General features: G+C 64.5%; 14 protein-coding genes. 6 read left to right on the plus strand and 8 right to left on the minus strand.

The features are described from left to right. Positions 1-202: 202 nt before the first annotated feature. Positions 203-1,003 (minus strand): class I SAM-dependent methyltransferase, encoded by an 801-nt coding sequence (locus XH85_RS07280; RefSeq protein ID WP_128931351.1) that lies wholly within the window; start codon positions 1,001-1,003, stop codon positions 203-205. A gap of 396 nt (positions 1,004-1,399) precedes the next feature. Between XH85_RS07280 and XH85_RS07285 the strand changes: the two genes are divergently transcribed. Then, entirely contained in the window at positions 1,400-2,428 is a 1,029-nt protein-coding gene (locus XH85_RS07285; protein ID WP_128931352.1) for a glycosyltransferase family 2 protein, read from the plus strand. Positions 2,429-2,443: 15 nt separating this feature from the next. Here the strand turns inward: XH85_RS07285 and XH85_RS07290 are convergent, their stop codons facing one another. Continuing rightward, positions 2,444-3,430, minus strand: a complete 987-nt coding sequence (locus XH85_RS07290; protein ID WP_164940096.1) for a glycosyltransferase — start codon at positions 3,428-3,430, stop codon at positions 2,444-2,446. Between the two features lie 347 nt (positions 3,431-3,777). Between XH85_RS07290 and XH85_RS07295 the strand changes: the two genes are divergently transcribed. Together XH85_RS07295 and XH85_RS44765 are read left to right on the plus strand one after the other, a co-directional pair. Further along, entirely contained in the window at positions 3,778-5,130 is a 1,353-nt protein-coding gene (locus XH85_RS07295) for an O-antigen ligase family protein (RefSeq protein ID WP_128931353.1), read from the plus strand. Between the two features lie 118 nt (positions 5,131-5,248). After that, positions 5,249-6,382 carry a GNAT family N-acetyltransferase gene (locus XH85_RS44765; protein ID WP_164940095.1) on the plus strand — a complete coding sequence of 378 codons (1,134 nt, stop codon included), beginning with the start codon at positions 5,249-5,251 and terminating at the stop codon, positions 6,380-6,382. 38 nt (positions 6,383-6,420) lie between these two features. On the opposite strand, the gene wrbA is transcribed toward XH85_RS44765, so the two are convergent. From wrbA to XH85_RS07315, 3 genes are all read right to left on the minus strand, one after another. Next, a complete protein-coding gene (gene wrbA / locus XH85_RS07305) occupies positions 6,421-7,020 on the minus strand; it encodes an NAD(P)H:quinone oxidoreductase (RefSeq protein WP_091887000.1) in 600 nt (199 codons plus the stop codon). Positions 7,021-7,138: 118 nt separating this feature from the next. Beyond that, on the minus strand, positions 7,139-7,837 hold the full coding sequence (locus XH85_RS07310) for a pirin family protein (protein ID WP_128931354.1): 699 nt from the start codon (positions 7,835-7,837) through the stop codon (positions 7,139-7,141). 37 nt (positions 7,838-7,874) lie between these two features. Beyond that, a complete protein-coding gene (locus tag XH85_RS07315; RefSeq protein ID WP_128931355.1) occupies positions 7,875-8,627 on the minus strand; it encodes an SDR family NAD(P)-dependent oxidoreductase in 753 nt (250 codons plus the stop codon). Between the two features lie 118 nt (positions 8,628-8,745). Here XH85_RS07315 and XH85_RS07320 point away from each other — a divergent pair, with 118 nt between their 5' ends. Then, complete coding sequence (locus tag XH85_RS07320; protein WP_128931356.1) at positions 8,746-9,681, plus strand: LysR family transcriptional regulator; 936 nt, start codon at positions 8,746-8,748, stop codon at positions 9,679-9,681. Between the two features lie 114 nt (positions 9,682-9,795). Here the strand turns inward: XH85_RS07320 and XH85_RS07325 are convergent, their stop codons facing one another. Beyond that, a complete protein-coding gene (locus XH85_RS07325) occupies positions 9,796-10,053 on the minus strand; it encodes a hypothetical protein (RefSeq protein ID WP_128931357.1) in 258 nt (85 codons plus the stop codon). Positions 10,054-10,200: 147 nt separating this feature from the next. Here XH85_RS07325 and XH85_RS07330 point away from each other — a divergent pair, with 147 nt between their 5' ends. After that, positions 10,201-11,187, plus strand: a complete 987-nt coding sequence (locus XH85_RS07330; RefSeq protein ID WP_128931358.1) for a tripartite tricarboxylate transporter substrate binding protein — start codon at positions 10,201-10,203, stop codon at positions 11,185-11,187. 96 nt (positions 11,188-11,283) lie between these two features. After that, positions 11,284-11,628, plus strand: coding sequence for a hypothetical protein (locus XH85_RS07335; RefSeq protein ID WP_091887079.1), 345 nt, complete (start codon positions 11,284-11,286; stop codon positions 11,626-11,628). Between the two features lie 6 nt (positions 11,629-11,634). Here XH85_RS07335 and XH85_RS07340 read toward each other — a convergent pair whose 3' ends face one another. Beyond that, a complete protein-coding gene (locus XH85_RS07340) occupies positions 11,635-12,102 on the minus strand; it encodes a YbaK/EbsC family protein (RefSeq protein ID WP_128931359.1) in 468 nt (155 codons plus the stop codon). 41 nt (positions 12,103-12,143) lie between these two features. Beyond that, positions 12,144-12,875, minus strand: a complete 732-nt coding sequence (locus tag XH85_RS07345) for a haloacid dehalogenase type II (RefSeq protein ID WP_128931360.1) — start codon at positions 12,873-12,875, stop codon at positions 12,144-12,146. Between the last annotated feature and the right edge of the window lie 147 nt (positions 12,876-13,022).

Consider the following 13,022-nt stretch of genomic DNA (forward strand, 5'->3'; position numbering starts at 1 on the left):
GCCCAATCAACGCAACAGGGAAAATTAACCATACTCATTGAGGGACTATTCACCGAAATGGCAAACAAAGCGTTTAAGCGCATGCCGCTCCTCGGCGCGTCGCTGCGACGCTGAGGTCCCTCAGAGATTAACGGTTCGTTACCGCGCACAGCGTGGCCGCGAAGCTTCGCTTGTTGTGCGATCCGCTGCGCGCGCATGGCGGTCAGCTCTTCCGCAGGATGACGTGATAGTCGCCGCGACGGACGTCGGTGCCGCGCGGCAGCACCGCGTTCAGCACCGCGGCGCCGGCGTCGACCAGGGCCGCAAACAGCGGCTTGCGCCGCCGCATCTCGGGATAGCGCGGGCTCTCGACTTCGCGACGATAGATCATCTCGAGACCGTTGGCGGCCGCGAATGCTTCGAGCCTCGGCAGTGTCACCAGCGGATGGAAGAATGTCGGGAACGGCGGCTCGCCGGGCAGGCCGGCATCCTTGATGCCGCGGATGTTCCGGTAGAACCAGACGTGAAACCAGTGCGGCGAATATTTGGTGACCACGCCCGACAGCGAGCGCGGATTGGGCGCGCCGATCAGGATCATTCCGCCGCGCCTGAGCGCGTCGCGGAAATTCAACAGTGCGGATTCGACGTCGGGAAGGTGTTCGATCACGTTGTAGCAGATCACGAGATCGAAGCTCTCCCGCCCGAAACGGTAGGTCTGGACGTCACCGAGGATCGCCTCGTCCGCGTAGGTATTGTTGCGGACCTGATCCTCGTCGATGTCGACGACGGTGACGTGGCTGCGGCTCGGCAATTCCGGCGGCAGAACGCTGCACGAGCCGCCGCCAGCTTCATAGATGGCGAGCCGGCCCTGCGGCAGTTCGCGGCGCAGCATGTCATGAACAGCGAGCAGGCTGTCGCGGGCTTCGCCAGGGATCAGATCGTGCAGCGCCTGGGTGGGTGGAGTGGCCGCGGAGACATTGATTGCCGTGGCTGTCGCGAAATCGATCGTGGCTGGCTTGTTCATGAATTTCTGACTGCGCTTGTTCTATTCAAATTTACAGGAAAAAACTCGCTCGCCCGAAGAGCAAAACTGATGCCGCGCCACCTCACTGGTCGCAGTGCTTACGGTCGGGTTAATGCGCATGGGCGTTAACTACGGCATTGTTCATGTTGCGGCGTTGTCGGTGCAGTGGACCGCGAATTGCACTATCACGCGTGCGACGTTTCGCAGCAGAAACACGCGAAGGCGGTTAAGTGCATGGTGTTGTGCCGAGATGGTTGGAGGTCGCCGGCATGCGTCCTGCGGCCGTCGTTCATTTTGGGACGCATCTGTGCCGCGGCGATGTGCCGTCGCGGGACGGGGCCGATCCGCGCGATCGAAGCAGGGCTTTTTCAATATATCTCGGACATCTAGGACGTCATGACATTGATCCCGACAGACCTGTCCGCCACGCGCATTCCGGACGTCGTGCGCGATCCCAACCGGGAGATCGTGGCGAGCTCCCGCGTCATCGACCTGTCGGTCGGCATCGTCGTCTGCATTCCCTGCTTCCGCCGCCCGCAACATCTGCGGTTGACGCTGGACTCGCTGGTGAGCCAGCGTACCCCCCGCTCCTTTGCCGTCGTCATGGTCGAGAACGATGCTGCGCGGCGCGAGAGCGCGCCGGTCGCCGCGGAGTATCTCGCCGGCGGCAGGCTTCAGGGCATCTGCCTCGTCGAGAAGCGGCAGGGTAATTGCCAGGCGATCAACGCCGCGTTCGAGACGGCGCAGGCGCTGTTTCCCGCCGCGACCCGCTTCCTGATGATCGACGACGACGAGATCGCCTCGCCCGATTGGCTCGAGCTGATGGTTCGTACCGCGGAGGCGACCGGCGCCGACGTGGTCGGCGGGCCGGTGGTGCCGGTCTTCGACGACGACAGCCAGCCCTGGCTGTCGCGTCATCCCGCCTTCTGTCCTGCCTATGATTACAGCGGCGCGGTGCCGCTGATCTATGGCTGCGGCAATTGTCTGATCACGCGCGCGGTGTTCGAGCGGTTCGAGCGACCGGCCTTCGATCTGCGTTTCAATTTCCTCGGCGGCGGCGACTGCGATTTCTTCGTGCGGTGTCGCGATGCCGGCATGACATTCCACTGGACCGCGGAGGCAGTCATCACCGAGACCGTGCCGCAGAGCCGCACCAGTCTCGGTTGGATCGCAAAACGAGGCCTGCGCATCGGCGCGATCAATTATCGTGTGCAGTCCAAGGCGGCGCGGAGCGCGGCGGCCCGGATGCTGGTGTTTGCGCAGATGGTCGGGCGGTTGCCGTTGTCGCTGGTGCGCGCGGCCAGTCTGCTGACGTCGTCGAAGACCGTTGTCGCGATGCATCCCGTGATGGTCGCGCTCGGCTCCGTGCTCGCAGCTTTCGGCATCGAGCCGAAGCCCTATGAAGCCTCGAAGATCGTGTCCTGACGCCCTAGTCGCGGGTTAGATGCCGAAACGGGCGAGGGCGACCCGGAGCGCGGAGCGCGGCAGCGATTTGAGCGACCGCTGGCCGACCATCCCAAGATAGGCGAAGGCTTCGCGATATCTGCCGAAGCGCACCGCCTGCATCGCCGAATAGGTGACGAGATGAATCTCGGCGGCCCGCCGCAGCGCGCCGGCCGCGCCTTCGGGCAGTCGCGCCAGGATCAGCCCGTCGTCGAAGACGCGCGCGACCGCCGGAAGGAAGTCCTGCGGCGTCCGCACCGCCGCGTTCATCGTGTTGGCCGTGTGCAGGCGATAGTCGAGCAGGAGCTTTGGTGCGAACTCGAACTCGCCGATCGCGGCAAGGCGGCACCAGCAATGCCAATCCTCGCAATATCTGAGGGAGACGTCGAAGCCGCCGATGGCGCGGAAGGCCTCCGCACGGGTGAGCACGATGCCGCCATTGACGATGAAGTTGCCGGCCGCGAGCCGCGTCAGCACATCGCCGGACGGCTTGCGGCGTGCCTTCAGCAGATCGCGCCGGCCGATTTGACGTCCCTCGCTATCGATCGTGTTGTAGTCGCCATAGACGAGAACTGCGCGCGGAGCGCCGCGCGCTGCCGCCAGCAGTGCCGCCACTGCATCGGGACGCAAGCGGTCGTCGGCATCGAGGAAGAGCAGCCAATCCCCGATCGCCTGCCGCGCGCCGAGATTGCGCGCCGCCGACACGCCGGCGGAGTCGTTGTGTATCAGACGCAGCCGTGGATCACGCATGGCGCGGACGATCGCCATGGTGCCGTCGATCGAGCCGTCGTCCACGACAATCACTTCGGTGACATCGCCTTGCGCGAGCGCGCTCGCGATGGTTTCACGGACATAGGCCGCGGCATTTTTGGCGGGAATCACGACGGAGACCGACGCGCCCGGGTGCACGGGCAGCGGCGGGCGCGCCGCCGGCATCACGCGTGAGGCAGCCGGCAATTCGAGAACGTCGTCGGCGGTGATCAAGCTGCGGCTCGTCTTTAATGATCCGTTAACCAGGCGCATCCGCTGAGCTGGCAACGCCAACGATCGCAACCTCGGCCAATGCGGATGATACCCGCATTACGGTCAAATCATTGCGCGGAAGGCCTGGGTGGTGCCAGTTTCGTGGATTAGCGTTAAGCCGCCGGCATTGAGCTTGTGGCAATTCGCAAGGAGTGCGACAGGGCTGCCCGTTGCAGAAGATGCCTGCCATCGCCTGCATGCTGGTTGACGGGCGGTTAACGGGGATTGGTTAAGGTCTTCAGCTTCCCTTGAATGTCGCTTTGACCTTCCTTCGGCTTCGTCACCTGCCTTGAGCCATGAATCGCAGCTTGGATCGCAGCGCCGCTGAGATGACTGACGTCGAGCGCCGATCGTTCGGCCACGTCCTGCGCGATGGGCTCGCGGGGCTGAACGCCGTGCAGGCGGCGCGCTGCCTCGTCGCCGTCACGGCGCTGCTGCTGGTGCTGGTCACGCTCGATCCCTTCCCGGACCTGCGCAACCCCGATGCCGCCACTGCCGTCGGCGGACGAATGGCGCTGACCTATGTCTCCTTCGGCCTCTTGGCTGCGGTCGCGGTGCTGCTCGCCGCCGCCACCGACGGTCTCTCGCTGAAGACCCTTGTGACCCCGCTGCATCTCTGTCTCGTCGGTTGGCTTTTGATCAACATCGCCTTCTCCGAGAGCCGCGGCGTTTCGCTCCAGCGCTTCGTGCTCGCGGCGAGCGTGACGTCGCTCGCCGTGCTCCTGCCGCTATTGCCGCCGACGCAGCGCAGCTTCAACCTGTGCCTCGGCGGTGCCGCGCTCGCGCTGCTCGCACTGTGCTATCTCGGCGTCTTCCTCGCGCCGCAATATTCGATCCACACCGCGCTCGACATCACCGAGCCGCAGCTTGCCGGCGACTGGCGCGGCAGCTTCGGTCACAAGAACGTCGCCTCGCCCGTGATGACCATCCTGGTCTATGTCGGCATCTACCTTTGCGCGGTCGGCTCGTTCGTGATGGGCCCGGCGATCGCCGCGCTGGCGGGCATCTTCCTGATCTTCACCGGCGGCAAGACATCCTCGGTGCTGTGCCTCGCGATCTATGCGCTGGCGTCGCTGGTCTACGTCACGCGGAGCCTGTGGCTGAAGCGGATCATCTGCTTCGTGCCGCTGATCGTGATGAACCTCCTGACGGTCGGCAGCGTCTTGAGTCCGGCGCTCGGCGCCATGACGCGGCTGCTTCCGCTCGATCCCACCTTCACAGGCCGCTCCGCGATCTGGGAATTCGCGCTCGCAGCCGTCGCCGAGAAGCCGATCATCGGCCACGGCTATGCGGTCTTCTGGGACGACGTGACCGAGCGGCAGACCGCCCAAGGCGCCGAATGGGCGACGACTGCGGCACACAGCCACAACAGCTATCTCGATCTCGCGGTCACCATCGGCCTGCCGGGGCTGCTGCTCGTGATCCTCGTCTTCGTGCTCGCGCCGCTCGGCAATTTCCAGTCGGCCCAGGCGCACAACCGTAGTAGCGCGCTGGCAAAGCTGTTCCTCACCGTATGGCTGTTCGGTCTGTATTACGGAGTCACCGAGACCTTCCTGCTCGAACGACAGAGCCCGATCTGGTTCATGTTCGTCCTCGCGGTGGCCGGCCTGCACTTCCTGGCCAGGTTCCAGTGCGTCGGGCAGGTGGGACCTGAGCACTGACGCCTTGTCGCAGCGGAGCGGCTCGGGCGACATCGCTTAACGATAAGCAGCGAGGTTACTTGTGGTTGCGACGAAACATAATCTATCTGGAAAGACTCAGTAACCGTATGTCCCGCGGATGACGTTCCTCAGCGTCGAGCAATCAGCAGGTCGGGTGTCCAGCACGTCGGGAATCGTGGTCGATTTCATGCGTGACTGGCGGCGGGCAGCATTGCGCGTGAGCGCAGGCCATCGCACCGCGTTCCAGCACGGCTACTGGCTCGGCGCCTGGTATGAGGCGTTTCACGACCTCGCACCGCTGATCGCCGTGATTTCCGATGTCGCGACCGGCAAGGACATCGCACTTGTGCCGATGATCAGCCATGTCAGGCGCGGCATCCGCGTGGTCGAATTCGCCGATCTCGGCGTCTCCGACAACAACGCGCCGATCCTGTCGCTTGATGCGGATGCGACAGAAGGCATCGGCAAGGCGTTGATCGACGCGCTGCGCGCCTTGCCCGACGGCTTCGATCTGCTGCGCCTGAGGAAGATGCCGGCCCACATCGGAGGCAAGCCGAACCCGCTGGTGTCGCTCGGCCGGATCGGATCCTCCTCGCTCAACGGCAATCTCGTGCTGATGGGCGAGAACTATGAAGATTACCAGGCCTCGATCAAGCGCATGCAGCTGCCGCGCTGTTGGCGCGTCTTCAGCCGTCATGCCGGCGCGCGGTTCGAAATCGCCACGGACGTCGCCCGCGCGCATGAACTGCTGGACGTGATGGATGTGCAGCAGCAGGCGCGCATGCGAAAGCTCGGCTCGCCATTTGTGCTTAACGACGAGACCCATGCGCGATTCTACCGCGAGGTCGCCCGCCAAGGCGTCGCAGAAGGCTACGCCGTCGTCTCGGCACTGGTCTGCGACGACGGCGTCATCGCCACCTCGCTCGGCGTCAGGCAAGGCGCGACTTACTACCTGCTGCGCATCAGTCACGCCGGCGAATCATGGTCGAGCTGCTCGCCGGGGCTGCTCGTCACCGAGCGTACCATGGCGGCGCTGCATGCACGGGGCGTGCGCCGTTTCGATCTCAGCATCGGCAACCAGGACTACAAGCGCCGCTTCGGCGCTCAGAAGGTCCCGCTGACCGATGTCAGCGTCGTGCTGTCCTGGCGCGGCTTGCCCTATGCATGGCGTGACCATGCCGCGCAGGGCCTGCGCCGCCACCCCAGGCTCGCCGCCTTTGCGGCGCGGGCGATGGGCAAGGGGACACGCTGAAGCGGCATTCTCGAACGAGAATGCCGCCCGCGATCGCATCAGCCATGCAGCTTTTTCGCGGTCTCCGCGATCTGGCGCCCTTGATAGCGTGCGCCGGCGAGCTCGTTGGCGCTGGGCTGACGGCTGCCGTCGCCGCCGGTGATCGTGGTGGCGCCATAGGGCGCGCCGCCGGTGACCTCGTCGAGCTTCATCTGGCCGGCGAAGCCGTAGTTCATGCCGACGACGACCATGCCGAAATGCAGCAGGTTGGTGATGATCGAGAACAGCGTCGTCTCCTGCCCACCGTGCTGGGTCGCGCTTGAGGTGAACGCGCCGCCGACCTTGCCGTGCAGCGCGCCCTTGGCCCAGAGCCCGCCCGCCTGGTCGAGGAAGTTGGCCATCTGCGAGGCGATGCGGCCAAAGCGGGTGCCGGTGCCGACGATGATCGCGTCGTAATTGGTGAGGTCTTCGATCTTGGCGATGGGCGCAGCCTGATCGAGCTTGTAATGGGAGGCTTTTGCGACCTCTGCCGGCACCAGCTCCGGAACGCGCTTGATGTCGACAGTAGCGCCGGCTTCGCGCGCGCCTTCCGCAACGGCATTCGCCATCGCTTCGATGTGGCCGTAGGCGGAATAATAGAGGACGAGAACTTTGGTCATGGGTGGTCTCCGTTGGATGACGAGGTGAGTTGTTTGTTCGTTTCCGGGCTTGCCCCGGCCGAAGCCTCTTCGGCGTGGCGTAGGCCCGGCATGACGAGTTGCTGTGTGGGGTCGGCGTTTACGCCGCGTCGACGAGCACGAGCTCCGAATCTTCCAGAGCGGTGATTTTCAAGTTGTCCTCGTCGCGGATCGCGGCGCCGTCGCGGGCGTTGACGCGCACGCCGTTGATCTCGACTGAACCTGCCGCGGGCACGAGATAGAGGTGCCGTGACTTCTGCGGCGCGTATTCCGCGCTCTCGCCGGCCTTCAGCGTGGTGGCGAGCACCCGCGCATCGGCGCGGATCGGCAGCGCGTCCGCATCGTCTTCGAAGCCGCTCGCGATGGTGACGAGCTTGCCGGAGCGGTCCGCCTTGGGGAACGGTTTCGAGCCCCAGGTCGGCTGACCGCCGCGCGCCGTCGGCTCGATCCAGATCTGGAAGATCCGCGTCCTGGTCGGCTCGAGATTGTACTCGGAGTGGCGGATTCCGCTGCCGGCGCTCATCACCTGCACGTCGCCCGCTTCGGTCCGCCCCTCGTTGCCGAGGCTGTCCTGATGGGTGATCGCGCCCTCGCGCACATAGGTGATGATCTCCATGTTGGCGTGGGGATGGGCGGGAAAGCCGGTGTTCGGCGCGATCTCGTCGTCGTTCCACACCCGCAGCGCACCGTGCCCCATGTTGTTCGGGTCATAATGGCTGGCGAAGGAGAAATGATGCTTGGCCTTGAGCCAGCCGTGATCGGCACCGCCGAGCTTTGCGAAAGGTCTGAGTTCGATCATCTGCGTAATCCTTGATTTGAACGGGTGGCGGTTCGGATCAGGCGCCGAACCCGCCGTCGACATTGAGCACGGTGCCGGTGACGAAGGAGGCCTCGGGGCTTGCGAGGAAGACGACGCCGGCGGCGATTTCTTCCGCGGTCCCGAAGCGTTGCAGTGCGTGCTGCTTGCGCTGCGCGTCGGCGAATTCACGATCGTCGTCGGGGTTCATGTCCGTGTTGATTGAGCCCGGCTGCAGCACGTTGACCGTGATGCCGCGCGGTCCGAGGTCGCGCGAAGCGCCCTTGGAGTAACCGACGATCGCAGCCTTGGTCGCAGCGTAATCGGCGAGGCCAGGGAACGAGGCGCGTGTGGCAATACCGGAACCGATCGTGACGATGCGGCCGCCTTCGCCCATCAGCTTCGAGGCCGAGCGGATCGCGGCGATCACGCCGTGCACGTTGATGTCTTCCTGGCGGGCGAGCGCGGCGGTGTCGGTCGCGGCATCGTCGATCAACCCGCCGACGGCGACGCCGGCGTTGTTGACGAGGATATCTAGCCGGCCGAAATCACTGGCGACGCTCCTGACCAGTTGATCGACCTCCTTGGCCGAGGCCTGATCGGCCTTGTAGGCGCGGGCCTTGACGCCATGGGCCTTCAGCTCGGCGACGACGGCCTCCGCCTTGTCGGGCGAAGCGACATAGCTGATGGCGACATCAGCACCTTCATCGGCGAGTGCGCGGGCCGAAGCCGCGCCGATGCCGCGCGAGCCGCCGGTGACGAGGGCAACCTTGCCTGAGAGCTTCTTGGTCATTGGGTTTCTCCAGTCCCTGAATGTCTGATGACCCCTGGATAAGCCTCCGCCTGTGGTATAGAAATAGAAACTGTTGAAATCCATTGTTTCTAAAACTACCCAATTGGGATTGGCTGCCATGGCAAAACTCCCCGATTTCGAGGCGCTCGCGGTTTTCGCAAAAGTTGTGGAATTACGGTCGTTTGCGGGGGCCGCAAGCGAGCTCGCGATGTCCAAGGCGACGGTCTCCAAGGCGGTCACGCGGCTGGAGGAGCGGCTCGGCGCCCGCCTGTTCAACCGTACCTCGCGCCGGCTCGCATTGACCGATGCCGGCCACAAGCTCGCCGAACGCGCGACGCGCCTGCTGGCCGATGGCGAAGCGGCGGAGAACGAAGCGCTGGCGCAATCGGTGGCACCGCGCGGTCTGGTCCGGCTCGCCGTGCCCATGACGTTCGGCATCAAGGCGGTCGCGCCGCTGCTGCCGGAATTCTTTCAGGCCTACCCGGAAGTCTCGGTCGACCTGCATCTGAGCGATGCGACCGTCGACCTGATCGGAGAAGGATTTGACATGGCGGTGCGGATCGCGCGGCTGCCGGATTCCTCGCTGATCGCACGGCAGCTCTTCACCATGCCGCGCTATACCGTGGCCGCGCCGTCCTATCTCAAACAGCACGGCCGGCCGACGCATCCGATGCATCTGGCCGAGCACAAATGCTTCAGCTACGCCTATCTCTCCACGCCCAACGTCTGGCACTACACCAATTCGGCCGGCGAGCAGGCCAGCGTGCGCCCGGGCGGCCAGCTCCGCGTCAACAATGGTGAGGCGGTGATGCCGGCGCTGATCGCAGGCCTCGGCATCGCCGAGCTTCCCGAGTTCATCGTCGGTGAGGCGATCTCCTCAGGCCAGGTCGAGGTGATCCTGAAGGATTGGAAGCAGGCCGAAGGCGCCGTGCACCTGGTGACGCCGCCCGGCGGCCCGCGCCCCGCGCGCGTAGAGGCGCTCGGCGATTTCCTGGCCGCGAAGCTGCCGGGCACGTGCAAGCGGCGGCCACGTGGGAAAGCAACGACTTCGTAGCGACCGGCTTCAACAACTTCGTCATTGCGAGCGCAGCGAAGCAATCCAGAGTGTCTCCGCGGAGAGATTCTGGATTGCTTCGTCGCAAGAGCTCCTCGCAATGACGGTATTCGACTACGACACCTTCACGCCGTCGATCGCGACAATGCGCAAGCTTGGCTTCAGCGTGTCTTCCAGCTGCGACTTCAGCTCGTGAACACGCGGGTCGGTCGAGCGTCTCGCGCAAACCGCATATTGATGGACGGATTGCGCCAGTGCGCGCCGCGCTTCCGGCGTTCGCGTCATTTCGGGCGTTGAAAGTCGCAAGACGATCGCGGCGAGATTCACCAGCATCTCGTCCAAGGCGATGTCGATGGCCGCGAGTTTTCCCATGGCACACTCCTGGAAGGGCAACGGAGGGCTCAGGCATGCGTTCCGGGCTCGGTCGAACATGGCTAATGCTTCGTAAACATCTTGTTCTTGCCGATCGCGACGTTAGGCTGGCTGGCGAAACAAAGAAAATGAGGGGAGGGACCTGCCATGGATCGACGCGACGTCCTTCGCGCCGCTGCTACACTGCCGTTGTTGCGCGCTGCGTTACCTGACAAAGCCTTCGCTCAAACCTATCCCGCCCGCAACATCACCATGATCGTGCCGTTTCCGGCGGGCGGACAGGCCGATCTCGCCGCGCGTCCGGTGGCACAGGCGCTGGAGCGGGTCCTCGGCAAGCCCGTGATCGTCGACAACAGAGCCGGCGGTGGCGGCGGATCGGTCGGCAATGCCGCTGCGGCGCGCGCCGAGCCCGATGGCTACACGCTGCTGATGACGCTGTCCTCGCTCGCGGTGCTCCCCGAGGCCGATCGGCTGTTCGAGCGTCCCGTTGCCTACGAGGTCTCGCAGTTCATGCCGATCGCGCGCGTGCTCGCCGATCCCACGCTGCTCGCGGTGCCGGCCTCGGCGCCGTGGAAGACGGCGCAGGATTTCGTGGAGGACGCGAAGAAGCGGCCAGGCCAGATCACCTATGGCTCGTCCGGGCCCTACGGCACGCTGCACGTGGCGATGGAGATGTTCGCAAGCAGCGCCGGCATCAAGCTGCTGCACGTGCCGTTCCGCGGGGCAGGTCCGGCACTGACGGCGATCCTGGGTGGTACCGTGCAGGCGATCGCCGCCGCACCCGGAACGCTGAAGCCGCAGGTCGACGGCGGCAAGCTGCGCGTGCTCGGCAATTGCGGCGCGCAGCGCATCGCGAGCTTCCCCGACGTGCCGACCTTCCAGGAGCTCGGCTACAGGGATGTCGAGATGTACATCTGGGCCGGCCTGTTCGCGCAAAGCGCGCTGCCGGCCCCGATCGCGACCCGTCTGCGCGAGGCGATGGCGCAGGTCATGACCAGTCCGGACGTGCTCAAATCGTTCGAGGCCTCGGGCAGTCTCGTGGCCTATCAGGATGCGCCGGCCTTCGCGCAATTCGTCGCGGCCGACAGCGCGCGGCTGATCGCGGCGGTGAAGAAGATCGGCAAGGTGGAGTAGGTTCCAGGCGTTCTTTCACATTTTGTTGTTGGTCCAGAACCTTCCCCCGCCTCATTGATTGAGGAGGTTTTGATGGGATTCGGGAAGGATCGGGACATGCGAACAGAGCGGATTGCGCTGGGTGTGGCGCTCGCGATCGGCGGCATCGTCGCGCAGAACGCAGCATTCGCCCAGGAATATCGCGGCACGATGGAACAACAGATGGCCTGCACGCCCGATGTGTGGCGTCTGTGCAGCGATCAGATTCCCGACGTGAACCGTATCGTGGCCTGCTTGCAGCAGAACACGCCGCAGCTCTCGAGCGGCTGCCGTGCGGTGTTCCAATCGAACAACCAGGCCCAGCCGCAGCAGCCGGTGCCGCGCAACCGCGCCGCGCCCCCGCCGCGCTACAACACAGCCCCGCCCCCGCCACCGCGGCCCTATTATGACGAGGATGATTAGCCTCGCTTAGGATCGGTGTTCGCAGACATCGACCCATTCGGCCGCGACGAGCTCAGCCATCCGCTCCGGGGTGATGCGCACGGCGCTGTGGGTCGAGCCTGCGGCCGGCACCACCACGTCGAACGCTTTCAGCGAGACGTCGCAATAGATCGGCAGCGGCGCCTTCAGTCCGAACGGACAGACGCCGCCGACCTCGTGGCCGGTGATCTCGGCGACCTCCTCCAGTCCCAGCATTTTCGGCTTGCCCCCGAACTGCGCCTTCACCTTCTTGTTGTCCATGCGCGATGTGCCGGCAGCGACGATCAGGATCACGCGTTCGCCGATGCGCAACGAGAGCGTCTTGGCGATGCGCCCCGGCTCGACGCCATAGGCTTCCGCCGCCAGCGTCACCGTGGCAGAGCTGATCGGGGATTCGATGACGGTAATGTCGGGGGCTTTCTCGGCGAAGAAATCGCGAACGGATTGAAGGCTCATTCCAAACAGCTCATTCCAAGCACATGGGCGGGCGGTGATCCCTAAGCGATTCCTGGCAGCTCGGAGAGCGCGCGGATGCGGTGATCCGGCGCGAAGCCGAGCTCGTCCATCTGGGTGCGGATCGCCTTGAACATCGTCAGCGGTGCCACGAGTTCGTTCTCGACGCAAGCCAGCGCCATGGCTTCGGGCGTCACCCGTCCGATCCAGGCGACCTTCAATCCGAACGATTTCGCGCCGGCGGCGTCCCAGGGATTGGAGGAGACGAACAGAACCTCGTTCGGCTTGGTGCCGAGCACCTCGCCGATCAGCTCATAGACGTCCGGGCTCGGTTTGAAGATTTTCTTCGCGTCGACGCTGATGGTGGCATCGAGCAGGGCGTCGAGGCCGGAATTGCGCACGAGCGCATTGAGCATGTCCGGACTGCCGTTGGAGAGGATGGCAAGCTTTCGCGGTCTCAGGGCTGCAAGCGCTGCGGTCGCATCCGGATAAAGATCGAGGTGCAGATACTTCTCGATCACGCGCTCGAATGCGTCGTTCTCGTAAGCGATCCCAAGCACGCGCAGCGTATAGGCAAGCGAGTGGCGCGTGACAGTGGCAAAATGTTCGTAGCGCCGCATCAGCGAGCGCAACCAGGTGTATTCGAGCTGCTTGATACGCCAGACCTGCGTGATGATCTCGCCATAGCCCGGAAACGCATCCTCAGTGATCTCTGCGACCGACTGGATGTCGTAGAGCGTGCCGTAGGCGTCGAAGACGACGGCTTTGATGCTCATTGACCCCTCCCTTGGATCGTTGCAGGCGCAGGGACTATATCGGAACGGCCAGCTATCGTCGTTCTATATTCCGAGCCTCCCGCTCGGCGAAGACCCGGCTGAGGCCTCGAGCGTCCGAGCGTGAGGGCTTCGGTCACTGGGATCGAA

Source organism: Bradyrhizobium zhanjiangense, from assembly GCF_004114935.1.
Classification (GTDB): Bacteria; Pseudomonadota; Alphaproteobacteria; order Rhizobiales; family Xanthobacteraceae; genus Bradyrhizobium; species Bradyrhizobium zhanjiangense.

Excerpts from the sequence above, each read along its gene's own strand:
- XH85_RS07330 (WP_128931358.1), top strand. The coding sequence starts at position 10,201 with ATGGATCGACGCGACGTCCTTCGCGCCGCTGCTACACTGCCGTTGTTG.
- XH85_RS07310 (WP_128931354.1), bottom strand. The coding sequence starts at position 7,837 with ATGATCGAACTCAGACCTTTCGCAAAGCTCGGCGGTGCCGATCACGGC.
- XH85_RS07280 (WP_128931351.1), bottom strand. The coding sequence starts at position 1,003 with ATGAACAAGCCAGCCACGATCGATTTCGCGACAGCCACGGCAATCAAT.
- XH85_RS07325 (WP_128931357.1), bottom strand. The coding sequence starts at position 10,053 with ATGGGAAAACTCGCGGCCATCGACATCGCCTTGGACGAGATGCTGGTG.
- XH85_RS07345 (WP_128931360.1), bottom strand. The coding sequence starts at position 12,875 with ATGAGCATCAAAGCCGTCGTCTTCGACGCCTACGGCACGCTCTACGAC.
- XH85_RS07285 (WP_128931352.1), top strand. The coding sequence starts at position 1,400 with ATGACATTGATCCCGACAGACCTGTCCGCCACGCGCATTCCGGACGTC.
- XH85_RS07320 (WP_128931356.1), top strand. The coding sequence starts at position 8,746 with ATGGCAAAACTCCCCGATTTCGAGGCGCTCGCGGTTTTCGCAAAAGTT.
- XH85_RS07315 (WP_128931355.1), bottom strand. The coding sequence starts at position 8,627 with ATGACCAAGAAGCTCTCAGGCAAGGTTGCCCTCGTCACCGGCGGCTCG.
- XH85_RS07340 (WP_128931359.1), bottom strand. The coding sequence starts at position 12,102 with ATGAGCCTTCAATCCGTTCGCGATTTCTTCGCCGAGAAAGCCCCCGAC.
- wrbA (WP_091887000.1), bottom strand. The coding sequence starts at position 7,020 with ATGACCAAAGTTCTCGTCCTCTATTATTCCGCCTACGGCCACATCGAA.
- XH85_RS44765 (WP_164940095.1), top strand. The coding sequence starts at position 5,249 with ATGACGTTCCTCAGCGTCGAGCAATCAGCAGGTCGGGTGTCCAGCACG.
- XH85_RS07335 (WP_091887079.1), top strand. The coding sequence starts at position 11,284 with ATGCGAACAGAGCGGATTGCGCTGGGTGTGGCGCTCGCGATCGGCGGC.